Here is a 25,824-nt window from a genome sequence, read left to right on the forward strand (position 1 = left end):
TTCTCCTTTAATCAGCTTGATAAATCGTATCGATGACACGCTTTGCTTTTTCGTAATTCCCCAAGTAGTCCTGCCCGAGATAGGCTGTAGGGATATCTGCGAGATATTGGTGGCGGAGGTGATCCAGGTGATTTGAAAAACTGTTGCGAATTTCGTCATCTGCCATGGTCATATCACGGAAGCCATCATTGACATAGGATCCAATGGGTTGGACAAATAAGATCAGATCCCATTTTTCCTTAGCGAGGATACTAACGAATAAGTTATCAAAGGTATCCGTCATACTGGTCTCTTGGCCTTCTACTTCCATATAGTAGTCGTAATAGCCCTTGGTCACCAGCGAATTCGTATCCGCAATGACCAGGCCTCGATTGGCACTACTGTCGATTAATTTTGAGGTTTGATCGTATTGTCCAAGTAGGAGATAATAATAGTCCTTGGGGGTCAGCTCATCATCCCGTACATTGTTTCTGATCTGGTACTCCCGGGCATATTCTAAGCTCACTGGCGCATCATAGAAGCGGGCCAAATCTTTTGCCAAGGTCGTCTTCCCGTTACTAGCACTCCCCATAATGAGGACCTTTTTGGTAAACTGACGACGGAAGGGTTGCGCAATGTATTTCCAATACTTGCTGGGATTTTCCCGGATGAGGGTCCCTGAGATCCCAAACTGACGCTCCTGTAGGTGCGCTTGAAAGCCTCTCGCTTCAAGTTCCTCTTGGTAAGCTTTCTCTCCAACATAGAAGATGAGTTCTTCTCTCTCTGCATCATATTGAATGGTTTCTAAGGCTGTTTTCAACCAAGGCTCCCATCCTAAGGGATAGCGAGGAAGTTCTGTCTCGTCTAATTTATAAATTTGGGTGAGTTCATCATTTGAAAAACCTTCTCGAATATAGCGAAAACGTTTTTGCAAAGGAAGGCCAACTTCTTCTCCTCGGTCACCTTTGTAACCAGGGACAATCACACAAACGCGGTCACATTGGCGTTTTGCCCGTTGAATTAAATCAATATGCCCTTGATGAAGGGGGGCAAACGTTCCAAATACCACTGCCACTTTTTCTTTCATCTAACTGGCTCCTTTATCATAATGTCAAAACATGTTTTGCTTATGATTTTATTATAAACTATAATTTCAATCTGTCAATACCTTTTTATAAAAAAATATATTTTTATAAAACAAAAATTAAAAAGATTCAACTCTGTATGTTATTATACAGAGTTGAATCTCTGATTTCAATCATTTTTTAAATTTTCTCAGTGGCGAGCCATTATTCCCGAACCAAGGCATGCGCATGGCCATTTTCTGTCACTTGAACGCTTGCCACTTGACCATTTTGACCGACAACTATATCCAGGCTAGCTGCAGATCCATCTTGGGTGGAAATCAAGCCAGCATGGTAATGGCCTTGATCCAAGTTGTATTCATAGCTTCCAATTGTATAGCCCACTGCATCGCCACCAGGAGTTTGAATGGTTACTTGTCCACCTTGACCGATCGTTACGCCTGTATCGCGACCGTCGGTCCAACTACCTGCTGCTCCTGAATAATCCCCTGAGGCATAGCTCAAGACACCTTTATAGCGTGGGTTCTCTGTCTTAGAGGCTTGTTCTTTGGCAGTCGTGCGACCTTCTTCCAAGCCAGGACGTTTTTGTTTTTCTGGTGCTGAGTTCACTGCTGGTTTTGTTTCTTTGGAAGGAGTTGGGGCCAGGCCTTGACTGGCTTCTGGAACTCTTGGTGTCACTGGAGTTGATGGATTTTCTTGGCTCGCTTGTGTTTCGCTCGAAGCGATTGCAGGAGATTTTGCAACTTCTGTGCTTTGTGTGGTTTTGCTTGCGGTCTTTTTCTCTTCTTTTTTACTAGTAGAGCTTTGTTTCACTTGCGCAATTTTACTAGTTGAAGATGGACTGGTTTCCTTTTTCTTTTCTGATCCACATCCGCTTAAGAGAAGAGCAGCTGTTAGAGCAAGGGTAGATAGACTAAAGAAGGTTCCTTTCATTTTCATGGCAATACCTCTCTTTTGTAACATTTGTTACATTTTGTAATATAATTGTAACATTTATCTATAGGGAAGTCAAGAGGATTTGCAAGTCTTATAAAAAATAGAAACTAGTTTCAAAAAAGAGTGAACAAATGGAGCCCTACTCCAACCATTCACTCTTTTTCTTATTGATAAACTTCTTGATAAAATTCGATGGTATCTCCATCTTGGACAGTCGTTTCTGCTGCCCCTTTTGGTGCCATCTCTCCATTAATCTTGTACATCCAATAAAGTCCCTTGCTTTCGTCCTGGGCTACGCCATCGATCGAGGTGATGAGGCCACTCTTTTCCTCAATCTTGTAGTTAGCTTTCAGGACTTCCATCAGGTTGGCTTTTTCAGCAACCTTCAAGGTCTTGCTATGAGCTTCTTTCCCTTCAGGGGCGATACTGACCGTAATGGTAATTTGTTTTTCTTTCGCTACTTGTGAGCTTGAAGCTGAGCTTTCCGTAGTCGATGGTGTGCTTTGTCCGCAACTGACCAATACAAGAGCTGCTAGGACAGCAAAGAAACTATAAAGTGTTTTTTTCATGATACAATCTCCTAAATACTACATAAAGTAGAGGGTAAAAACAGGCGGTGGAAAGGGCGTGAGCTAGGTTAAAGCTAAAGCCATTCACCAGTGCATAGGTCCACCAAGGCATGTGGTAGAGGACAGCATAAAGACTGTCAATCACTATCCCGTAGAGAAAGGATAAGATGCCGACTACCAGAGTTTGGACTTGCAAAGACAAGTGGCGGTAAAGCCCCCGCCAAATAGTCAAGAGGAGGCCAAAGGCCAGTATCTGAGCGAGCACCACTGGGCTCATCCCCAAGAGAAAAGCCGAGGTAAACATGGTGACCGCCATCACCAAACAGGCAAATTGCCAGTCTTCAAATAGCACCAGTAAAAAGAAAATGGCACTAATGGGTTGGACATTGGGCAAGAAGGCAAAGGCTTGTCTCAGCACCACACAGAGGGCTGCTAAGAGGGTGATTCGGGTCAAGCGTTTGAGAGGCACTGCATATCCTCCTAGTCAATCGTAAAGTTAAGCTGACCAGACTTGACACCTACCTTGAGGGTTTGCCCTTCAGCCACTTCTCCTCTCAAGAGGATCTCTGCCAAGTAGTCTTCCACCTGGGTCTGGATGGTCCGGCGCAGAGGACGTGCTCCCATCTCTGGATCATATCCGTGAGTCGCCAGCCATTTAAGGGCAGACGCTTGGAATTTCAGAGCAATGCCCTTCTCTGCTAGAGATTGAACTAGCGGTTTCACCATAATCTTGACAATCTCATGCATTTGGTCACTGGTCAAACTATGGAAGACAACCTTCTCATCAATCCGGTTGATAAACTCTGGTCGATAAGTCTTCTTCAACTCTTCAAAGATGCGTTTCTCCATATTGGCTTGGTCAAAGCGAATATCCTTAGCGCCAAAGCCAACTGTCTTATCATCTCGTAAAGCGGTAGCTCCCAAGTTTGAGGTCATGATAATAATGGTATTGGAGAAATCTACCTTGCGTCCCTTGCTGTCGGTCAAGACACCGTCATCCAAGACTTGCAAGAGAACGTTAAAGATATCTGGATGGGCTTTTTCCACCTCATCAAACAAGAGGACTGAATAAGGTTTGTTGCGGACTTTTTCCGTCAACTCGCCCCCTTCTTCATAACCGACATAGCCTGGAGGGGCACCGTTGAGACGACTGGCCGCAAATTTCTCCATGTATTCACTCATATCAAAGCGGATCAAAGCGGACTCGTCATCAAAGAGGACTTCTGCAAGGGCCTTGGCGAGCTCGGTTTTCCCGACCCCAGTCGGACCGAGGAAGAGGAAGGAACCAATCGGCCGCTTGTGAGACCGAATTCCCGACTGATTACGACGGATCGCTCGGCTGATACTTGAGACAGCCTGATCCTGACCGATCACGCGCTTATGAAGTTCTGCTTCCAATTCAAGGTATTTCTTAGCCGCTGTTTGGGTTAGTTTCTCCACAGGAATGCCTGACAATTGACTGAGCGTCTTCAGGATATCCTCTTCCTTGACTTCTAGCTGGTAGCCTTTTGGACTGGCATCTTCTTTTAGCAACTGAGCAACTTTTTTCCACTGCCCCTTGAGCAAGGCTTGATCAGCAGCTGTCAAGTCGGACTGAAGACCGGCTTGAGGCCCCTCATTTTGCACGGTCGCTGCTGCTTCATCCAAGAGGTCAATGGCGGAGTCAGGCAAGAGGCGACTGGTCAAATAACGATTGGCATAGACAACAGCTGTCTCAATAGCCGCATCCGTAATATGGACGCGGTGGTGACGTTCATAGGTCTTCTTGAGCCCTTGCAAAATCGCGATGCTATCTGCGACAGAGGGTTGCTCAATCAAGACCTTAGCAAAGCGGCGTGACAGAGCAGCGTCTTTTTCAATGTGTTTTTGGTATTCTTCTTGTGTGGTCGCTCCTACGGTCCGCAAGGTGCCGCGAGCCAAGGCAGGCTTCAAGATATTGGCCGCATCCAAGGTAGAGTCAATCCCAGAGCCAGATCCCATAATGGTATGGAGCTCATCAATAAAGAGGATGACATGGCCATCTTCTTCGATATCATTGATGATGTTGTTCATCCGCTCTTCAAAATCTCCACGGAACCGCGTCCCTGCGACAACATTCATCAAGTCCAACTCTAAGACCCGCATCTTAGCCAGCTCCGTCGGGACATCTCCGCTGGCAATCCGTTGAGCCAAGCCCAAAGCCAGAGCGGTCTTTCCGACACCGGCATCACCGACCAGGACCGGGTTGTTTTTCGTTTTGCGGCTCAAAATCTGAATCATCCGCGAGATTTCTTGCCCCCGACCAATCACCGGTTCCAAACTGCCATTGCGAGCCATTTCTGTCAGATCTCGGGTGTAGTCTTCCAAACCACCGCTGGTAGAGGCTGGCATGCCCATCATATTTCCCATGGTTTGACGATTGGGTTGCTGGGCCCGATAGAGCGAACGAATGGCCTTGACAGCTTCCTTGTCCCAACCTGCTCGTTGTTCCAAGCTCTTACGAAGCTCGACGATTTTAATGCCCTCTTCCTGATCATCATAGCGGAAGCCGACATACTCCAATACTTGAGAAGCCAAGGTCCCCCGCTCTAATAGAAGCGCCAAGAGGACATGCTCTGTTCCAAGACTTTTAGCATGGACTGCCTGGGCAATCTCTTGGGAACGTTTCATGATTTCTTCGACACGGAAAGAAAAAGGAAATACCTCATAGCGACCATCCCTCTGGTAGACTTGACCCGTAATGTGCTCCGCCGCATCTTGAAAATCATCAATCTGCATAGGATAGTCACTTAAGACGGAACCAGCTACACTATAAGGGTTATTGGCTAGGGCTACTAGGATATGCCAGGTATCTAGCGTTTGAGACTCAAAATGACCCGCCAAGATTTGAGCGGCTTCAATCGTTTCTAATAGGGCTTTTGAATAGTTCATAAGGAGATTACATTCCCTTTCTATCGACTTGTTGGATAATTTTTCGTAGGATATTGGCTCGTAAGCGATGGGCTTCACTTCCCAGAACCTCGTCTGTCGTCGTCACTGACAAAAGCTCTGCCTCTCTCTTTGTAAGGAGTTTTTCTTCAAATAGCATCTGGAGGATATCACCAAAAACAGTCTGACTGATTTGTTCTCCGATGCTTGCGCCAAGCTCTTTTAGCATCTGGTGTTGGTCTGAAAATTGGACCTTGCCAATCCGGATATAACCGCCACCTCCACGCTTGCTCTCTACGATATAGCCTCGACTTTCGGTGAAGCGGGTCTTGATCACATAATTGATTTGACTAGGAACAACTTGGAAAACATCCGCTAATTCGCTTCTCTTGAGCTCTGCGATGCCTGCTTGAGCCAGTAGCGACTTGATATAGGCCTCAATGCTATCTGATGTATTTTTACTTGCCATGATGCTCCTTTCTAACCTTTTCATTCTAGATAAGCTCTCTGCTTTTCAGAGGATCAAAAATGGTCTCATCATCCATGATGTCATTATTGACCTTATCTGACTATTATACAATTTTTACGCCTGTAAATAAAGCAAAGACTACGTCGAGATGGAATCGGAGGGCCCTTGTTGGTAGCCAGAAGGAGGCCAAAAAGAGGCTAGCTATTGCTAACCTCTTGTAGAAGGGACTTTAGGATTTCCGACGAGCGTATTTCACTCTTCCGCCTAGGAAGCCTAAGCCGAGTAGTCCGATCCAAGCTAAGAAACTTGCCTTCTCTGATCCTGTCTGTGGCAGTTTTTCTTGGGACTGCACAGGGTCCGGAGTTACTGCCTCTACCGCAGGAGAAAGAGGAGTCTCTTTCGAAGCTGTCGGTTTCAAAATTGGAGCAATTCCACTTTCTTTTTTGTCTTCTGGAGGAAGGAGCGGTTTCGTTTCTTGTGAGTCTTCACTTGGTTTTGTTGGTAGAGGCACATCCGGAATCATAGGAGCTTCTTCTGCTTCCTTCGTTCCGACTTCTGTGATCTGGTCCTGGGCCTCCACTTCGACAAAGGCATCGACTTCTGTCCGAATTTCTTTGCCTTCTTCTTGTCGAACCTCGATCAATTTCAAGCGGCGTCCGACCTTTCCTGCTTGAAGGATCCGGCTTTCGCCCTTGGCCAAGTCCTTGTTCTCACGTGTTTGACTCTCAAATGGAATCTCCTCCGCTTCGATGAGAAGTTCTGGCTTTTCAAGAATCAAATCCCGAATACCTTCTTCTGGCCGTGTCTGCGTCAGGGGTTCATAATTGCGAGCATCTTCTAAGATGGTTTCAAGGGCTTCGACTTGATTAGCTGCAGCAACCAAATCTGGCCGCTCTTGATCCAGCAACTGAGTCAAGGCCGTCAATTGTCCTTGAACCGTTGGTTTGAGGTCTGCTTTCAAACGATCGAGAGAAGTAGCCTTGATCTTTTCTACTCCTTCTCTGATGATCTGTTGCAGCTCTTCTTGACTGAACAACTGGCTATCTTTCCCTGATAGGATAAATCGGTCTACCTGGATGGCTCTGGACGACTGAGGATCATTGAGGGCTGGATCTAGGTGCAAGCGTAATTGGTGATAACCTTTTGCTAGACCTTGCAGATTGACCAAACTCTGGTCGACCTTGCGTTGATCTCCATAGCCACTGAAATAATGATCGCCTTCGATTTCATAATCATGGCCACGACCTTCTTCGAAGGCTATTTCTTTTCCGTCCAGGGTGACGCTGTAGAGACCATGACTTGGGTCGACCACTCCTCGAACCTCCACACCGGTGCCCTTAAAGGTAATGGTCACGTCAATGTGTTTCTTGCCTTCCTCATCGGTCACTTGGTTAAAACTGGACCAAGATTCTGTGCCATTTGAGAAGTTTGGATTGTCTGTCTCGTGGTGCCAGCCTTGGCTGTAGTGCAGTTTCGGATCTTGGTCATCTACTTCTTTGCGATTTTCTGGAAGCAGGTCCTCGTTCATCACTTGGACTGTCAGTTCTGGAATAAAGCCGACCAGACTTCCTTGATCCGGATGCAACAATTTGACCTTAAAGTCATAGACATCGGTCGCTTTTCCTGCAAAATCAAGAGTTGGAACTTGGACTGTTTTTTCTGTCTCTCCATCTGCGAACCCAAGGGTGACGTTGGTATCTTTGTAGACCTTACCATGAACCCCTGTTCCTGGTTCTGTGATCAATTTGAGACTGACACTTCCTTTAGAGCCACCTTTTCTCTTGACGACGACTTGCGCTGGGTCGCCTTTCTTAACAGCTAGGGTTGGCTGAGCAAACTCAAAGAGACCCTTTTCTTGGTTGTTAAGAGCATAAATCCCTTCCGTTGCGATCGCATCTCCCTTGCTATTGACCAAGGTCAAGGTGTGGGATCCTGCTGCCAAGTCCGGTGTTTCATAGACCTTTTGACTACGTTTGCGGCTTGGGCTTTGGGTATTGACCGTCGCTAGCTTTTGCCCATCGACATAGACATCCATTTCCCCATGACCAGGGTCGACAGTTGCGACGACATAGGCCTTGGTGCCTTCAAACTGATAGGTCACCGAAGCCCCTTTTTCCTTGGTCCACATAGAAGTACCTCGGACGCCTTCTCCCTCTTCATTCCATTGGCTATTAGCTCGGTCAGCAGTCCGATCAGAATGATAAGTCAAACCAAGCGGGTAACCATCGGTTTCTTCGATGCTAGCTGGGGTCTTATAGACAGAGACACCGTTCAAGATTGGAGTGGCTTGGGCATCGGTGATGGATACCCGGATATAGCGACTATCAACTGGTTGCCCTTTGATCAAACGGCGGTATCCTACGGTTGAACCAGCTCCAAAAGGAACCCATTGGCCATTCACTGCCACATCGATGGTGAAGCCAGAAATCCGTTGGCCTTTCTCGATCGTTTCCTTGAGCTCGACTACATCAAAGTGTTGCTCTTTTCCAAGATCGAGGACAAAAGAGCCGGTCTTGGCATCATCTGCAGGTGCCCAACTGGTCTTTTCATCGCCATCTGTCAAATGGCTGGCTGAATAATGAGCATTACGTCGTGTCGAGTCAGCTTCAACCAAAGCTCCTGCTGCATAGTCCATACTGTAGAGTTGGTCCAAAGTCTGGCGGAATTCTTTCAAACGGGCTACATCGGCATCCGCAAATTTCCCATCTTGATTCGGTGGAATATTAAGCAAAAGCGGGGTTCCACGGCCGACTGATTTGAAGTAAATGTCCATCAATTCACGCAAGGACTTTGGCTCTTGATTGTCATGATAAAACCAGCCGGAGCGAATAGAAACATCCGCTTCTCCCACTGAGTATTGCTTCCCTTCCGGATCCCCGTGATTGAGGTAACTATTAGATGGATTGTTGCGGATCTTATCTGGATTGACCTTATGCCAAACTGGATCTCCAGCAATTCCCTTTTCATTTCCGATCCAACGAACATTGGTAGGCTCAGCTGAGAAGATGGCAATATCCCCTTGGGCCTTACGAATGGCATCAAACCACTTGTCGAAGGTATAGGTGACTTTTTGAGCCCCATCGCCCCGCGCTCCATCCATCCAGACTTCTACGAACTTGCCCTTGTTTCCATATTTTGGATCTTCAAGGATTTCTTTGAGCTGGTTGAGATAGTATTCGTTGTATTGGTCCTCTGTATCCACATGGTAGAGTGGGCTGTGAGCATCCCAAGGCGAGAGGTAGACCCCCATATCCATGTCATACTTGCTGGCAGAAGCAGAAACCTCGGCTAGGATATCGCCTTTCCCTTCCTTCCAACCGCTTTTAGCAATGGTATGGTCGGTGTATTTGGATGGGTACAAGAGGAAGCCATCGTGGTGCTTGACGACCATGATCGTCCGTTTAAAGCCAGCATCCTTCAGGGTTTTGATCCACTGATCGGTATCCAGATGCTCTGGATAGAAATAATAAGGGTCTTCTTGCCCATCTCCCCACTCACGATCGTAGTAAGTATTCATACCAAAGTGGATGAAAGCTGCTAGTTCTTCGCGGTGGTATTGCATCTGAGCCTTGCTTGGAAGCGGACCATAGTCTGCAATCTCAGGCTCCTCATCTAGAGAAGTGGCTGGTTGGCTTGCTTCTGTCCCTTGGCTAATTGTGAGATTTTCTTTCTCACTAGTAACTGGTGAAGGCTGTTCTGATTCTTCTTGGTGCTCGTTCACAGTTTTCTCCTCCTTTCCTTGATCTCCTGCATTGCTCGTTTCAACCCGTTCTTCACGCGGTTCACTATTCTCAGCTTGTTCCTCTGCGTAGCTGGTAGTCACTCCTAAAAAACAAGTCGCTACAACTACCGAGCAGACGCCTACTGAAAGTTTACGAATGCCAAATCTATTTCTCTTACCAAATAATCTTTTTCCCATATTCTATTCCTTTATGTCATCAGGTAAAGAGGGTGGAGACTTTCCCCATCCTCTTTCTGTTACCTGTGAACTTTTCACCGTATAGTTGCTGGCTTATCCAGCTTTTTACTTGGCCTTATCGGCTCTTTTTTTCTGATCATCCAGCACAGCACCGGCAAGACCTGCTGCTAAGAGACCTGCCACAAGGCTTGCGACGCTTTCTTCCGTTCCTGTATTTGGTAATCTACCTTCGGAAACTGGAGCAGCTGAAACTGCTGGTGTTTGAGCTGTTTTCTCGACTTCCTTCCCTGCTGCATCTGTCCCTTCCTGACGCACTGCTTTGACCTCAAGAGATGCTTGAGGAGTTGAGGTAGCTACTGGTCCTTCTGAGCCATGAGGATGTTCTGGGTTCGGAAGCGGTTGTGGCTCTGGCCGTGGTTGCGGCTCTGGCTGTGGTTGCGGTTGTGGCTCTGGTTGTGGCTGAGGTTCTGGCTGTGGCTCTGGTTGTGGAGTGTCTGGAAGCACTTCTTTCGTGCCCACCTCTGTGATTTCTGCCACTGGATCTAGCTCTACAAAGGCATCCAGTTCCTTCCGGCTTTCCACACCATTTTCTTGAGAAACTTCCACCAAGCGCAATTTGCGGCCTTTTTGACCTTCTTGAACCACACGTTTCTCACCTTTTGGAAGATCCGCATTTGGACGTTCTAAGCGTTCAAAGTCCATCTCTTCTGGCTCAATCACCAACTCTGGTTTGGTATGAACCAGATTCTTAACCCCTTCTTCAGGAATGGCTGAGCCTGTAGGTGCTTTTGCGGATAGAGAAAGTTGATATACTTTTTCGAGCTTGCCATCTTCTGAGACAACCTTGACAAGAACCGGAGCATTGGCACTTTTAGCATCGATGACCGTAACGGCTGTTCCATTCTTGCCTTGTGCTGAAACGATTGGACGTTCTCCCTCATACTCTAGATGATAATCTGTCACATCTGGTTTAAAACCTTCTAGGTCTTTGCCATTCACTTGGATCGTAACGTCAGTTGTTGCCTGGGCCTCTTCTGTTGGAGCATAGGCGCTCAATTCAATGATTCCGATTCCTTTAAGACTTTCATCACGGACCATTCTTAAACGGATGGCTTTGGTTCTGGTTTCGTTGAAGCTGAGGTTAGAGATATAACCAGGTTCAAAGGCATAATCCAAGCTATACGGGATTTCTTCCCAGTTAGAGGCTTGGTTAAATGGATGATCTGGAAGATTCTTCAGATTGCCATAATCATCCGGAACATCAAAGTCTGGACCAATGTAGCGTTCTAGAACCGTTTTCGTTGGCAGACCTGTTTCCTGATCTGCAAAGAAATCAACCGCTACTTTATTGACCAAGCGCTCTGTTACTTGACCATTTTTCTTGAAGATGAGACCAGCAAACACTTCAGTTTGATCAGGCTCTCTCTTCCAGTTGGTCCAGCGATAGTACTCGTTGTAGCCACCATCGTTGATGTAATCGATATAATCGATTTGATTTGGATCGAGATCATTGGTTTCACTAGCAAATGCCCTTGTATCTTCTGCATTGTAGTCACGGTTCACAGAGAGGTTTTCTCCTGTCTTTTCTGACACCCGGACGGTCAGCTGAGCTGTCAGATCATAGCCAATGACTTTTCCTTCTAACGTGAAGCTACCTTCATGAGAAAGTGCATCAGCTGGGATAGCCTGCCAGTCCACCGTCAGTTCCTTGCGTTCGTAACCTGTGTCCCCTTTGAAGTAGACACCTACTGTAGATGGTAGAACCAGATCTTGACCGACTTTCACAAAACGTCTGCCTGCTTCTACTGCTACTGGAGCAGCTTGTTTCAGTTTTTCTGCATCACTTGTGAGATGGAGGCGGTATTCTTGTAAGATAGTACCATCTTCTGCTTTATGGATGACACGGATTGGCTCACCTTCATGGACGCTTGGCACAACCGTTGCAAGACCGTGATGGCTAGCTGTTGCTTCCACTTGTGGATAAGCCCGATCACGCGCATCGATGTAGTAATCGGTCACACTTGGGTTAACTCCTGGCAAAACCTCACCGTTGACACGAATGGTCACCTGGCTCTTTTCTTCTGCCGCAACCTTATTGGCAAATACCTGAATCTCTGAAATAGAGCTTCCACGTTTGCCTTCTGGTGTCTTCATGCGGATCCGAACGGCATAGGTGTCGACTTTATCAAAACTAAAATGATTCATCTTGCCAGCTGTCACTGCTTCGTCAACGCTTAGGTTGCTGACTTCTTTCCAGTTAGCTGGGTTGTTAAATGGATGGTCTGTTTCGTCTTTGACGCGATTTGGATTGCTTGGTACTGCTGGGATTTGCTCACCCACATAGTATTCAATCACATATTCACTTGGAGCCCCAACACCGTGGTCTTCGTGGAAACCAACATGGAGGTTATCCACTGCACGCTTGGTCAAGATACCAGAGTCCCCAAACAAGATACCGACAGAATCTTCCGCATTGTCACGGCCCCAGTTGGTCCAACGGTTAGCTGGAGCATCGGTAAAGGAGATGACCTTATCATTGACCTTAGCAACTGGATCTGCATCATTAGAGTCACTTGCAAAGGCAAGTGGCAAGACTGAGCCTGTCCATTGTTCTGCTACGTTGGCTCCCTTGACTGTGTTTGCGGAAACACGGATATGAAGACGGGTTGGAAGGTTGGTTCCTTCTACACGACCGGAGATAACAACTTCTCCTTCTTGGGCCAAGAGTTGCGGATCGACCGCATCCCAGGCCACCTTGGCAGCATAGGTCTTGCCATTGGAGTGATAAGTCCGCACGCTTTCTGGAAGGGCTGGTTTTTCACCAACTGGCGTTGTCGTGCTGACTTCTTCTACAGCGATAATGCCTTCAACGGTGACTTGAGCTTGGGCTTCTTTTTCCACACCCTCTACATGACCTGTGACTGTAAAGCTATGGTAATCCTTGACTTGGTCTGCTGTCACGGCATCCCAGGTCACGCGTTTTTCTTTAGGGAATCCCTTGTCATACTCGACCAAGACGGTCTCTGGAAGAGCTGGCAAAACGTTTCGATCCGTACTAATCCGTACAGGACGCACCTTGACAACCGTCTTTTCTTCTGGATTTGGCGTGATGGTAAAGCTGACTTCTCCCGTTTGTCCTTGGAAGTTAGCTTCTAAATGAACCAATCCTGCTTCCCGCAATTCTAAACCTTTATTGGTTGCGACGGCTTTTCCTTGGCTACCAGCTCTTGTCTTCACATCAATTTGATCTGCTTTGAGACTTGCCTGGCTACCATCTTGGTAATGGGCAATGACTTCAAGTGGTACCGTTTGGTCTTCCTTGAGTTCCTGTCCTTCTGGCAGACGCAATTCTAGGCGCTGGATCTGTGGACTTTCTTCTTGGAATTGGACCACATAGGTCTGTACAGCTCCCGTATCCTTAGCAGTCACATATATTTGAGCCTTCAAACCATTTTCACGATTAGCTTGTAAGACCGTCACTTGGGCATTTTCTGCACTTGCTGTGACTTGACCTGGCTCTTGACCATAAGCGAGGGAACGGAAAATAGTATGGTTGCCACTACCAAATTTTGGAAGAGCTACTCCATCTAGCTGAACCGTTGGTTTCTTAGCCTTTGCTACATCTCCTCCTGCAACCACTAGTGTCGCTTGGACCGTTTCCCCATTGCCTAGGAGTCCTGTCGCTTTCAAGCGTGCTCCTGGTGTGGACAACTGATCTTCTTGACCAGCTTCCAAGGTCCATTGATCAACTTCATAGCTAACTGTCCGGCCATCTGTGAAGACCAATTGCACAGTCTTATCCACTGTCGCTAGATCTGCTCCCTGTGGGATTTGTTTGATAACTGGAAGGACTTGTTCCACGCCGATCACATCGACCAGAGCTTCGACCGTGCGTCCTTGAACATGACCTGTCACACGGACTTGGCCAGCACGGCTATAGTCTGCCGCATCCCATTCAACGGCTTCTTCTTGGGCCTTGCCATCGCTATAAACAACAGATACGTGACTTGGAAGTTCAGGATTTTGTCCCAAGTACACTTGAGTCCGAACCGGTTCGACTCCCAAGACAGAGCGTTCTGCTTGGTCCTTCTTACCTGTAAAGAGGCTGACTTGGTCTGATTGCAAGCGGTCTGAGTCTGCGTACAGGGTGAAGGCACCTGCTTGCTCAGTCGATTTGACAATGACAACCCCTTTGCCGTTAAAGGCCCGACGTTGCCATGAGCCATCTTCCTGCGCTTTGTAGCGTTCACGGCTGGCTTGTTCCCCATTATCGACACCGACAATTTGGCCTTGACCATGCAAATGGAAATGCACCAAATTATTGGCAGTTGGTACGACACGACCTGCTTCATCGACGATTTCATAGGTAATATAGGTCAAATCCTTACCGTCCGCTGCAATCGCGTGTTCTTCTTTCAACAAACGAACACGCGCAGCCTTGCCGGCTGTTTCGACTTGATCTTTCGCGATCACTTCTCCTGCTTCGTTGCGCGCAATAGCTTCCACTTTACCTGGTACATAAGGGACCAACCACTCTAGATAGAGTTCATCCGGATTTGCCCCTTCTTGATAGGTCCGGCCATCAGCTGTAGTCTTCTTGGTAAAGGTCTTGACTCCTTGTGATTCCCCGTTGACAATCAATTCCACACTGTGGGCATTAGAGAAGGACCGAACAGGGATCCGACCTTCTTCATCCATGACACGATTGGCCAATTCTGGATTTTCCCAGTTCCAATGCGGTAAGAGATGGACCATTGGATGTTTCTCAGCTGACAGCCATTGACTTTGGTACAGGTAAAAATCATTCTTCGGAAGGCCGGCAGTATCGACAATACCGAAATAAGAACTTTTCACAGGTGTGTCATTTTGGTTGTGCCATGGTGTTGGCTCACCGATATAGTCGGTACCTGTCCAGATAAATTGCCCTGCATAGCCGGCATGATCGCGGTCAAAGGTCCAAGAGGCTGTCGCTGTCCGACCCCAACCAACCCGGTCATTGCCGTAGTCTGATTGTTCATAGTGGCGGTCTTCTTGGTTGCTTCCGACCCATTCTCTTTCAGGATGATAGTAAGAGCCCCGTGTCCGCGTTGCAGAAGAGGTTTCAGAACCATAAATGAGCCAGTTTGGGTGTTTAGCGCGTAGGCTTTCATAGTTGGCCTCTGAATAGTTAAATCCAACTGCATCGAGCTCTGCCGCTACCTTTTCATGCCCTCCTGATCCATCACCAAAGCGGAATTTATCAGCTCCCATGGTGACATAGCGGGTTGCATCCACTTCCTTGATGGTCTTGACCAGACGACGAACGGTTGCGACAGACTTATCAGATCCATCTGCTTCACCGACTTCGTTACCGATTGACCACATTACAATGGAAGGATTGTTCTTGCCTCGCTCTACCATGGTCCGAAGGTCATAGTCAGACCACTTATCCCCTTTACGAGCTTCTGGATGTGTTGCATCCTTTTCAAAGAATCGACCGTAATCGTATTGCTTTTTGCCACCATACCAGGTATCAAAGGCTTCTTCTTGGACCATCAAGCCCAACTCGGCCGCAATTTGCAGGGTTTGTTCACTCGCTGGGTTGTGGGTCGTCCGGATGGCATTGACCCCCATGTCCTTCATCTGTTTGAGACGGCGGTATTCAGCCTTGTAATTTTCCTCAGCTCCGAGGGCCCCATGGTCATGGTGAAGGGAAACACCGTGGAATTTCGTAGCCGCTCCGTTAAGGAAGAAGCCACCTTCCGGTGTCCAGTTGAGGTAGCGATAACCAAAGCGTTCCTTTTGCACATCGACCAATTGCGAATCCCGATAGACCCGTGTATACAGAGTATAAAGGGCTGGGTTATTGGTTTTGACATCCCAGAGGGTCGGTTTTTCAACATGAAGGGTATGAGACAGGTTGATCTCTTGACCAGCCAAAACGGATTGCACTTCACTGCGCACCTTTTCACTGACCACTTGACCATTTTGATCGACGATTTCGTATTCCGCATAAATACTGTGGGCTTGATCATCTTGGTTGACAATACGACTCTTCACAAGAGTATCGACTGCCCCATTCTGTTGTTCTTCTAATTTTGGACTCGTGATGGTGGTCCCATACTTAGCCACATGGACCTTATCCGTCACACTGAGTTTGACATCACGATAAATCCCACTTCCAGAATACCAACGACTACTTGGCTGTTGGTTGACCACATGAACCGCGATGGTGTTTTCACTTCCATCCGCATTTAAATAAGGGGTAATATCATAAGAAAAGGCATTGTAGCCATTTGGATAATGACCCACAAATTGTCCGTTTACATAGACTTTGGAATCCATGTAAACTCCACCAAATTCCAGGCGTACCTTCTTGTCCAGGTCCTTGTCATCCAAACGGAAGGTCTTGCGATACCAAGCATCCCCACCGTTTAATTGTCCCCCTTCATTTTGAGCCGGAGAATTGTGATCGAAATCAAAGAAGATTGACCAGTCATGAGGAAGATCTAATTTTTTCCAATCCTTGACATCCACTTGACGCCCTTCTGCACCAGGAGCTGCATTCAACTTGAAATACCAGTCCTTGTTAAAGTCTCGTTCGCGATCTTGCACCATATCCTCCGCTACCTGTTTTTGATCCTTCGTAGCCTCTTCAGTAGCCCCAGCAGAACGTTCACTTGTTTGAGGTTCCACCTGTGGCTTTTCGATTTCGCTCTCATTTTTTTCAGGAGTAATCACAGCAGGCGCCTCTAAGGTTGTTGAAGCCTTATCACTTGTCCCAACTTCTCCATTCGTCACCTCTGACGCTTCCCTTGTGGCTGTCATCTCCTCTTCTGTTACAGCTCTTCCTTCTTCTTCAGCTAAGACAGATGGAGCTCCAAAAAAAGATACACCGATTAATACAGAACAAGCTCCAACCGCGAGCTTGCGAATACTAAATACACTGCGCTTTTCAAAAAAAGACTTTCCCATATTTAACCTCCTCTTGGGATTTTTAAAAATGTAAGCGCTTTCTAAAATGCGTTTGCAAAAAAAAGAAACTCTACATTTTAACTATACCAAAAGTTGAGGCTTAAACAAGAGAGCTGGCTAAGAATATATAGTTTGTACTGAAAGAACTATACTTTGTCGAACTGATTTTTATTAGCAAAAATAGCCTTGTCTAGAGAATTAATCTATAATAACATTTCTTTCATATACGAGAACTTGAGAAAGAAATCGTGAGGATGATCCCAATTTAATATAAAGGATTCGAGCTCCCTCTCTTCACATGCCTTCAAAAGGAATTCTCCTGTTTGAAATAGTTGTCATTCCAGCGGAGATAAGGTAGAATGAAAAGGATGAATTGAAAGGATGACACATGAACTACATTATTACTTTTTTGATCTCCATGATTCCTCTGGTAGAACTTCGTGGAGCTGTTCCCTACGCCATCTCTAGCGGAATTCCTCTTTGGCAAGCCCTCCTGATTGGGGTCGTTGGCAACATGCTTCCTGTCCCTATTATTTTCTTTTTCGCTCGCCATATTCTGGAGTGGGGGAAAGAAAAGCCTGTTATCGGGAATTTCTTTACTTGGTGTCTCAACAAGGGCCATCGTGGAGGACAAAAACTAGAAGAAGCTGCAGGGGATAAGGGAATCTTTTGGGCCCTACTCCTATTCGTCGGTATTCCCTTACCAGGAACTGGAGCCTGGACTGGAACTCTCGCCGCCTCTATTCTAGACTGGGACTTCAAACGGAGCGTCCTTGCTGTTATGCTGGGAGTTGTCCTAGCAGGTCTCATCATGGGATTTCTCTCGCTCCTCTTTGGACTAGATACCTTTGCGCATTAATCACAAAAAGGACTGAAACAGCTGTTTCAGTCCTTTTAGAATGTAGACAAACTAGTTTTTACATAAAATAGCTAGATGACTTTATCTTGCAAAAAAAGAGGTTTCCATCGAAACCTCTTATTTTTTATTCTTAGTTGTTAAGAGCTGCTGCCATTGTAGCTGCAACTTCTGCTTCAAAGTCATTTGAAGCTTTTTCAATACCTTCACCAACTTCAAAGCGAACGAATTCAACAACTGAAGCATTTACTGATTCAAGGTAAGCTTCCACTGTCTTGCTGTCATCCATGATGTAAACTTGTGCAAGAAGAGTGTAGGCTTGGTCAACTTTCGTGTTGTCCAAGAAGAAGCGATCCATTTTACCTGGGATGATTTTATCCCAGATTTTTTCTGGTTTACCTTCAGCTGCCAATTCAGCTTTGATATCTTCTTCAGCTTGAGCAACCACTTCGTCAGTCAATTGAGCTTTAGAACCATACTTCAAGTGTGGAAGAGCTGGTTTACCAACCATTGCACGGCTTTCGTTGTCTTGGTCGATCACGTGGTTCAATTGTGCTAACTCATCTTTCACGAATTGCTCATCCAATTCTTTGTATGAAAGAACAGTTGGTTTCATTGCAGCGATGTGCATTGAGATTTGTTTAGCAAGCGCTTCGTCTCCACCTTCGATCACAGAGATAACACCGATACGTCCACCGTTGTGTTGGTAAGCACCGAAGTGTTGTGCGTCTGTTTTTTCAAGCAAAGCAAAACGACGGAATGAGATTTTTTCTCCGATTGTAGCAGTTGCAGATACGTATGCTGCCTCAAGAGTTTCACCTGAAGGCATTGTCAAAGCAAGAGCTTCTTCGTTGTTAGCTGGTTTACCTTCAGCGATGACTTTCGCTGTTGCGTTTACCAATTCAACGAATTGAGCGTTTTTCGCAACGAAGTCAGTTTCAGCATTTACTTCAACTACTGCTGCAACGTTACCGTTCACATAAACACCAGTCAAACCTTCAGCGGCAACACGGTCAGCTTTCTTAGCTGCCTTAGCCATACCTTTTTCGCGAAGCAATTCGATTGCTTTTTCGATGTCACCTTCAACCTCAACCAAGGCTTTCTTAGCGTCCATGACACCAGCACCAGATTTTTCACGCAACTCTTTAACAAGTTTAGCTGTAATTTCTGCCATTTTGATTCTCCTATATTTTTTTAAAAATAGGAGAGCCGGGCTAAGCCCCGCCCTCCTAGGTAATTACGATTGTGATAATTAAGCGTTGTCGCCTTCTACAACTTCAACGATTTCTTCGATTGAATCTGCTTGAGTTTCAGTTGCTGCCAATTCAGCTTCAACTGATGCAACTGCATCTTCACCTTGACGTCCTTCGATAACAGCGTCAGCCATTTTCGCAGTGATCAATTTAACAGCGCGGATAGCGTCATCGTTAGCTGGGATGATTACATCGATATCGTCTGGGTCAGTGTTTGTGTCGACCATCGCTACAACTGGGATACCCAATTTCTTAGCTTCTTTAACAGCGATTTGCTCTTTGTGTGGGTCCACAACGTACATTACGTCTGGGATACGAGGCATATCTTCGATACCACCCAAGAATTTTTCAAGACGAGCGCGTTGTTTGTTAAGAAGTGCAACTTCTTTCTTAGGAAGAACGTCGAAGATTCCTTCTTCTTCCATGCGTTTGATTTCTTTCAAACGAGCGATACGTTTTTGGATTGTTCCCCAGTTAGTAAGGGTACCACCCAACCAACGGTGGTTGATGTAGTATTGACCTGAACGAACAGCTTCTTCAGCAACAGCTTCAGCAGCTTGTTTCTTAGTACCAACAAACAATACAACTGCGTCGTTTGCAGCAGCTTCACGCATGAAGTCATATGCTTGATCAGCGTATTTTACAGTTTGTTGCAAGTCGATAACGTGGATTCCGTTACGCTCAGTGAAGATGTACTTAGCCATCTTAGGGTTCCAGCGACGAGTTTGGTGACCGAAGTGTACACCAGCCTCAAGAAGTTGTTTCATTGAAATTACTGCCATGAGTAAATTCTCCTTTTTGTTTTTTTCTCCTCTCCCAGACGTCAGCTTGCAACACGACCACAAGGGCAACGGTGCCACAATGGTTCCGGGATGAGTATTTATTGCTTTACGCAACTTTATCAGTATAGCAGATTTAGAAGCTTTTTGCAAGTCATTTGAGAGAAATTCCTAGACTTTCCTGCTTTTCTTCAGGGCTCTCCCTCCTTCTTTTCTTTTTTTCTGCTCGATTCTCATTCTTTCCCTTTTATAAGCCTTTTGTCCGAAAATTTTTCTTGACCTTATCTGATTTTTAAGATAAAATAGAATATGTTGTGGCGGTATAGCCAAGTGGTAAGGCACGGCTCTGCAAAAGCTTGATCGTCGGTTCAAATCCGTCTACCGCCTTCACAAACAAATATCAATGAGCCCAGCAATGGGCTTTTTTGATACCATCACTTGATTGGACTGCATCAGCGCTCCTTTGCGAGCAATGCTGTTCTCCAGTCATGAAAGGAAAAGATGATAATGAAAAAAGTTACCTTATATGCTCTTAGCATCCTCTCATTGGCCATGCTGGCTGCTTGCCAACCGGCTGCACCAGAGACTCACCAAAGAAAACCTCTTGTGAGCAGTTCAAAAAAAACTTCTAAAAGCTCTAAGAGTTCTAAAAGTTCATATTCTAAAAAGTCAACCAGCAAAAAGGATTTTTCATCAGGCTTCGACGATGATCATTCTCATAGTTCTTCAGACTCTAACACGCGCGAGGATCCTAACTATACAATGAGCTTGATGGACCAAGGAGAGTCACTGGAAGCTATCGGGGATATCCCTGAAATGCCAAAATGGGCTGCCTTCAAAGAGATTAAAGTGGAAATCCTTGTCGGGAATGAAGCCCTTGCCCCTACTACAAAAGATGAAGCGATCAGCAAGTTAGGCCCTACTGATTCCACTTCTGATACTAGTGGTTACTGGCATGGGGAGGGCAGTGGTATCATGATTAGTTTTAATGAAAAAGGCCAAGCTACTAACAAAATTGCCACCTTGCCTAACTCTAAAAAGGTTACGAATCTCAAGGATATTCAACCTGGAATGACAGCTAAAGAAGTCATTGAAAAACACGGCCGTCCAGAAACTGTTTTCGTCTTTGGCTACGCGACTATCTTTACTTGGAAAGGTGAAGACGGGAAAGACTACTCTGTCGGTTTTGACAAAGAAACAGTCTTCCAAGTCTCTGAACCTGCATAAAAATCTCTTTTCAGCAAACACAAATCCTCCAAGACCAGCGTCTTGGAGGATTTCTTTCTATCAAGGGGAAGGCCCCTTTTTTCCTCTATTACAATTCTGCGATTTGATTGAGGTTGACTTCTGCCACAGTGTCATTTCCAAACATTGTGATGATCATTTTCACCTTGTTGTTATCGATTTCTGTGATCTTACCAGTGTAGTCTGCAAAGGCCCCATCGATGATGCGTACAGTATCTCCCACCTTCACATCAATGTTGAAATCTTGAACTGTTTGTCCCATCGAAATCAAGATGTTGCGGATTTCGTCTTCCAAAAGTGGAGTTGGTTTTGAACGGTTCCCGTGAGATCCCACAAATCCAGTAACGTTTGGTGTATTCCGAACGACAAACCAAGCTTCATCGGTCATGACCATTTCTACCAAGACATAACCAGGGAAGCGATTTTCTTCGATTTCTTTTGTCTTCCCGTTCTTCTCGATTTGCACAGTTTGAGTTGGGATTTCCACACGCAAGATGTTTTCCAACATGTTATATGTTTGTGCGCGTTGAAGAAGGTTTTCCTTCACTTTGTTTTCATATCCTGAGTAGGTCTGTAGGACAAACCAGCCTTTGTCAAAACTATCCATTTTTGTTTCCTTTCTTATCTACCAGAAGGGGATCGTTTCATCACGATACTAAAAAAAGCCTTCTGGCTCTTGTTTTCCTAGCTCCATTATAACATAAAACCGGAGAAAGCAAAGAAGTTTCTCTTGTTTTTCTTCAGCAAGGCAAGAAAAAAAGCATCCACATGGGACGCAGATTTGTTTCTTTTTAGAACATATCGATTAGCTTCAAAATACCTTTAGCCACTACTTGGTCAAACAAATAAATCAAGACCACGAAGAAAGCTGTGTACTCAATCACAGAGATAAAGTTTTTCCATCTTTCTTTACGAGTAGGCCAAGTCGTGTTTTTCAGCAAGACAAAAATATCTTTAAAAAATTTCACAACAATCTCCTATCTGGTTTCTTTATGAATTGTATATTTGCTACAATGTTTACAAAACTTGTTAACTTCTAGACGTTTTGGTTTTGGCGTCGCACTCAACTTGATTGAGTAGTTGCGTGACCCACAAACCGTACACGCTAGACTTGCTTTTTTTAATGCCATAACGCCTCCATTCACACCATTATAGCAAGTTTTCCACTTTTTGACAAGTTCTTCTGCTCTCTGGGAGCGCATTTTGTTTGGCTTTTCTCCACGATTTGGTACAATATAGAGGATAAAGGAGAAATTATGAAAAGCGATCATCTGAAAGAAAGTAAAAATATTGAAGACCGTCGCGGACAAAGCGGCGGAAGCTACTCATCAGGCCGGTCTGGTGGGAATTTAGGGGGTGGTCTTTTACAGATCCTCCTCTCGCCTGGAAGCTTTAAGAGCAAACTCATCTTGATCCTGGTCCTCATCTTTTTGAGCGGGGGAGCTGGATTAAGCGGGCTCTTTGACCAAGGTCAAAGCACGCAGAACTATAACTCAGGACAAGTCACGCGCCAAAGCAATACCCAGGTAAGTGACGGAGATAGCAAATTCGTCAGTCAAGTCCTTGGAACTACTGAGGATTTCTGGGGGCAAACCTTCCAAAATGAAGGCCGAACCTATCACAAGCCAACCTTGGTTTTCTATACGGGTCAAACTCGAACTGGCTGTGGCGTAGGCCAAGCATCTGCCGGCCCTTTCTATTGTCCGACAGACCAAAAAATCTATTTAGACATCAGCTTCTACAAAGAGTTGACCACCAAATACAAGGCTAGCGGAGATTTTGCCATGGCTTATGTCATCGCTCACGAAGTCGGCCACCATATCCAAAACGAATTGGGGACTCTTCAGAGTTACCAAAAAGCCATCCGAGGGAAAAGCGAGACAGAAAAAAATGCCCTCAATGTCCGTTTGGAACTTCAAGCTGACTACTATGCGGGTATGTGGGCTCGCTACATTGAAGAGCAAGGCCTCATGGAGACGGGAGATATCGAAGAAGCGCTCAATGCTGCCCATGCCGTGGGAGATGATACCCTTCAAGAACAAGCCTATGGCTACTCCGTCCCTGATAGCTTCACCCACGGGACTTCTGAACAACGCATGCGCTGGTTCAAACGTGGTTACCAATACGGTGACTTTGAACACGGAGATACCTTCAGCGTCTCCGACGAAGACTTGTAATGAAACTAAAAACAAAAGCCTTTCAGATCATCATCTGAAGGCTTTTTTAGCATCCTATCTACAGTGATCTAAGCTTTATAATGGCTGGAGGTATTCAATAAATATGTTTTCTTTTTTATGGAGTTGTTCAACTCTATCTTGAAACTTTCCACCGTGAGAAAAGTGCTTGAAACATTACGTTTCAAGCACTCGGAATTATTGAGACCTTAGGCTCAATAATTAGTCATGGAACTTCTTCGAAGTTCGCTGACGTCCGTACTCACCTAAGGAAAGTTTCTAAGAAGACTGTGAATGGAAAGAACCTTACCATCTTTTAAGCATCTATTTTTAGAATCCAAACCAACCTTTGAAAGTATCCCAGGCATTTTGTGCTTTTCCAGGAATATCTGCTTCATCGATGGCTTTCTTGGCATCGTCTACGATACCTGCAGCGCGTTCTTTGACTGTATCAAAGAAGCCCTTGTCCTCTTCTGGAGTCTCTGTTTCTGTTTCTTGACCGACAGGGGCAATGCCATTTTCCTGGTAAGAATTTTCCTCATTATCAAAGCCAGTTCCTTCTGTATAAGGCAGGACGCTATTGGCTACATTTCGGAAGATCACTGAGGCTGTCTCTGCACTAGTCCCTGTCAAATAGTGGGTTTCATCCGTCTTAGGGAAACCTAGCCACTGACTAATGACCACATCTGGCGTGTAGCCGATGACCCACTGGTCTCCGGAAAGATCGGGGTTGAAGTCCGTTTCAGTCGTTCCTGTTTTACCAGCCATGGTATAACCATACGGTGCTGCGTTGACACCCGTTCCGTTGGTAAAGGTTCCCAACATCATATTGGTCATCTTCTTATTGGCTGAGCTGCTGAGCACTCGTTTCGATTTCTGGCTGTGACTTTTCACCACCTGACCACTAGCATTTTCAATCTTCGTAATAAGATGGGCATCGTTCATCACTCCATCGTTGGCAAAGGTTCCATAGGCCTGAGCCATTTGAAGAGGGTTGGTCGTCACACCAGATCCGAGGGCAACTCCGAGAGATCTGTCCACCTTGTCCATATTGAGACCAAATTTTGTCCCGTAATCAAAGACAGTATTGAGCCCTAACTCATTGGCTGTAGCGACAGCTGGAAGATTGAGAGATTCTGCCAAGGCTTGGTACATAGGAACAGTCGGGCTACCTTGAATGCCGCCGTAGTTATCGACTGTATAACTGCCGTAGACCTTAGTCGTATTGTCCAATTCTTTGTTGGTCGACCAGCCGTTAGCAACAGCTGGACTATACACGACGAGAGGTTTAATGGTAGAACCAGGACTTCTCGCAGATTGAGTCGCATAGTTGTAACTTCTGAAGCCAACATCTTGGTCACTAGCCACGCGTCCAACGATCGCCCGCACTCCTCCGGTCTTAGGATCCAGGGCTACACTACCAGATTCTGCCCGCGTGCCATCTTCGGCAACTGGGAAGAGATCTACATTGTCGTAGATGACCTGCATGCTGGCTTGGTAATTCTGGTCCATCTCTGTGTAGATCCGGTAACCATTCTTGATGATATCTTCTTCTGTTAGACCATATTCGTTGACAGCCTCATTGATAACCGCATCAAAATAGGACGGGTAGCGATAATCTTCTGACTTGCCTTCATAGGCATCAATCAGTTGGCCATGAATGTCGACTGCGGCGGATTGATCTGCTGTGGCTTGATCGATATAACCAGCTGCGACCATATTTTGTAGGACCGTATTACGACGATTGGTCGCATTCTCGACAGAATAAAGTGGATTATAAATTTCTGGCCCCTTGAGCATACCGGCAAGGACAGCTGACTGATCCAAAGTCAACTCACTAGCGGATACACCGAAATACTTCTTAGAAGCATCTTCAATCCCCCAAACCCCATTCCCAAAATAGGCATTATTGAGGTACATGGTCAGGATTTCTTTCTTACTATATTTTTTGTTAATCTCGAGGGCTAGGAAGAACTCCTTGGCCTTCCGTTCAACCGTCTGATCCTGAGAAAGATAGGCATTTTTGGCCAACTGTTGGGTAATCGTCGATCCCCCACCAGAGCGACCGGCAGTCAAAATTGCCAGGAAGAAACGACCGTAGTTAATCCCACTATTTTTGTAGAAACTCCGGTCTTCCGTCGCAACAACTGCATTTTGCAAGTTTTCACTAATGGCATCTAACTCAACGTAGGTCCCTTTTTGCCCCGTTAGGCTACCGGCTTGGTTCCCATCTTTATCATAGATGATCGTAGTCGCCTTGAGGGCATTTTGCAGATCTGCTACATTGGTTGTCTTGGCTATGTAAAAAAGATAACCTCCGACGACGAGACTAAAGGTCAGGCCAATCAGTAAGAAGATCTTGGTCAAGTGATACTTGCGCCAAAAGCGTCTGATCGGATGTTGGGAGTGAGATTTTCTCCGTGACTTGTCCGAGCGGCTATAGGTCGGAGCTTGCTCCTCCCCGTCCGTTGACAATTCAACCTCTTCCGCAATCTTCCTTGGTTTTTTTTCTCTTTGGAAATGACGAATCATTCCCTCCATTAATTCTTTTAATTTGTTCATAGTCCCTATTTTATCACCTTCCTAACGTCTAGACAAGAAAGACCTTCGCAAGAAAGGATGCTTTTAGCTTTCTTTAAGGTTCCCATCTAGTCCACTCTAGAACGGGGTTCAGCGTCTTGTCCCTCCCTTCCTCTCCC

Annotated in this window: 17 protein-coding genes and 1 tRNA gene; 4 read left to right on the forward strand and 14 right to left on the reverse strand. The window is 45.9% G+C overall.

The genetic code is table 11. The features are described 5' to 3' along the window. Positions 1–7 precede the first annotated feature (7 nt). The 8 genes from ADH27_RS06320 to ADH27_RS06355 all read right to left on the reverse strand — a co-directional run bounded on the left by ADH27_RS06320 (position 8) and on the right by ADH27_RS06355 (position 16,818). Positions 8–1,066 carry an AAA family ATPase gene (locus tag ADH27_RS06320; RefSeq protein ID WP_048716670.1) on the reverse strand — a complete coding sequence of 353 codons (1,059 nt, stop codon included), beginning with the start codon at positions 1,064–1,066 and terminating at the stop codon, positions 8–10. Between the two features lie 202 nt (positions 1,067–1,268). Further along, positions 1,269–2,003: a hypothetical protein gene (locus tag ADH27_RS06325; protein ID WP_048716673.1), complete on the reverse strand. Its 735-nt coding sequence runs from the start codon at positions 2,001–2,003 to the stop codon at positions 1,269–1,271. A 161-nt stretch (positions 2,004–2,164) separates the two neighbouring features. Continuing rightward, a complete protein-coding gene (locus ADH27_RS06330; RefSeq protein WP_048716674.1) occupies positions 2,165–2,569 on the reverse strand; it encodes a DUF4430 domain-containing protein in 405 nt (134 codons plus the stop codon). Then, positions 2,550–3,038, reverse strand: coding sequence for an ECF transporter S component (locus ADH27_RS06335; protein ID WP_048716677.1), 489 nt, complete (start codon positions 3,036–3,038; stop codon positions 2,550–2,552). Before ADH27_RS06335 ends, ADH27_RS06330 begins: the two co-directional genes overlap by 20 nt. Positions 3,039–3,049: 11 nt before the next feature. Then, entirely contained in the window at positions 3,050–5,479 is a 2,430-nt protein-coding gene (locus ADH27_RS06340; protein WP_048716679.1) for an ATP-dependent Clp protease ATP-binding subunit, read from the reverse strand. Between the two features lie 7 nt (positions 5,480–5,486). Then, on the reverse strand, positions 5,487–5,945 hold the full coding sequence (locus ADH27_RS06345) for a CtsR family transcriptional regulator (protein WP_048716682.1): 459 nt from the start codon (positions 5,943–5,945) through the stop codon (positions 5,487–5,489). Between the two features lie 229 nt (positions 5,946–6,174). Beyond that, the gene (locus ADH27_RS06350; RefSeq protein WP_048716685.1) at positions 6,175–9,864 is read right to left on the reverse strand and encodes an alpha-L-fucosidase; all 3,690 of its coding nucleotides are present in this window, start codon (positions 9,862–9,864) and stop codon (positions 6,175–6,177) included. A gap of 105 nt (positions 9,865–9,969) precedes the next feature. Further along, complete coding sequence (locus ADH27_RS06355) at positions 9,970–16,818, reverse strand: Ig-like domain-containing protein (protein ID WP_048716688.1); 6,849 nt, start codon at positions 16,816–16,818, stop codon at positions 9,970–9,972. Between the two features lie 388 nt (positions 16,819–17,206). On the opposite strand from ADH27_RS06355, the gene ADH27_RS06360 reads away from it, so the two are divergent. Next, the gene (locus tag ADH27_RS06360; protein WP_048716691.1) at positions 17,207–17,677 is read left to right on the forward strand and encodes a COG2426 family protein; all 471 of its coding nucleotides are present in this window, start codon (positions 17,207–17,209) and stop codon (positions 17,675–17,677) included. Between the two features lie 130 nt (positions 17,678–17,807). On the opposite strand, the gene tsf is transcribed toward ADH27_RS06360, so the two are convergent. Next, complete coding sequence (tsf, locus tag ADH27_RS06365; RefSeq protein ID WP_023024647.1) at positions 17,808–18,848, reverse strand: translation elongation factor Ts; 1,041 nt, start codon at positions 18,846–18,848, stop codon at positions 17,808–17,810. 78 nt (positions 18,849–18,926) lie between these two features. Next, positions 18,927–19,709 (reverse strand): 30S ribosomal protein S2, encoded by a 783-nt coding sequence (gene rpsB, locus ADH27_RS06370; protein ID WP_048716695.1) that lies wholly within the window; start codon positions 19,707–19,709, stop codon positions 18,927–18,929. 313 nt (positions 19,710–20,022) lie between these two features. Between rpsB and ADH27_RS06375 the strand changes: the two genes are divergently transcribed. Continuing rightward, positions 20,023–20,093, forward strand: a tRNA-Cys gene (locus ADH27_RS06375). A gap of 120 nt (positions 20,094–20,213) precedes the next feature. Then, a complete protein-coding gene (locus ADH27_RS06380) occupies positions 20,214–20,933 on the forward strand; it encodes a hypothetical protein (RefSeq protein ID WP_048716697.1) in 720 nt (239 codons plus the stop codon). 88 nt (positions 20,934–21,021) lie between these two features. Here the strand turns inward: ADH27_RS06380 and nusG are convergent, their stop codons facing one another. The 3 genes from nusG to rpmG form a co-directional block, all read right to left on the reverse strand. Next, entirely contained in the window at positions 21,022–21,558 is a 537-nt protein-coding gene (nusG, locus tag ADH27_RS06385) for a transcription termination/antitermination protein NusG (RefSeq protein ID WP_006595435.1), read from the reverse strand. Between the two features lie 184 nt (positions 21,559–21,742). Beyond that, complete coding sequence (secE, locus tag ADH27_RS06390; protein WP_048716699.1) at positions 21,743–21,919, reverse strand: preprotein translocase subunit SecE; 177 nt, start codon at positions 21,917–21,919, stop codon at positions 21,743–21,745. A gap of 9 nt (positions 21,920–21,928) precedes the next feature. Beyond that, positions 21,929–22,081: a 50S ribosomal protein L33 gene (gene rpmG, locus ADH27_RS09895; RefSeq protein WP_006595433.1), complete on the reverse strand. Its 153-nt coding sequence runs from the start codon at positions 22,079–22,081 to the stop codon at positions 21,929–21,931. Between the two features lie 126 nt (positions 22,082–22,207). Between rpmG and ADH27_RS06395 the strand changes: the two genes are divergently transcribed. Next, entirely contained in the window at positions 22,208–23,128 is a 921-nt protein-coding gene (locus ADH27_RS06395; RefSeq protein ID WP_048716701.1) for a KPN_02809 family neutral zinc metallopeptidase, read from the forward strand. 327 nt (positions 23,129–23,455) lie between these two features. On the opposite strand, the gene pbp2a is transcribed toward ADH27_RS06395, so the two are convergent. Beyond that, positions 23,456–25,687, reverse strand: a complete 2,232-nt coding sequence (pbp2a, locus tag ADH27_RS06400; RefSeq protein WP_048716704.1) for a penicillin-binding protein PBP2A — start codon at positions 25,685–25,687, stop codon at positions 23,456–23,458. Positions 25,688–25,824 lie beyond the last annotated feature (137 nt).

It is taken from the genome of Streptococcus sp. 343_SSPC (assembly GCF_001072385.1).
GTDB lineage: Bacteria > Bacillota > Bacilli > Lactobacillales > Streptococcaceae > Streptococcus.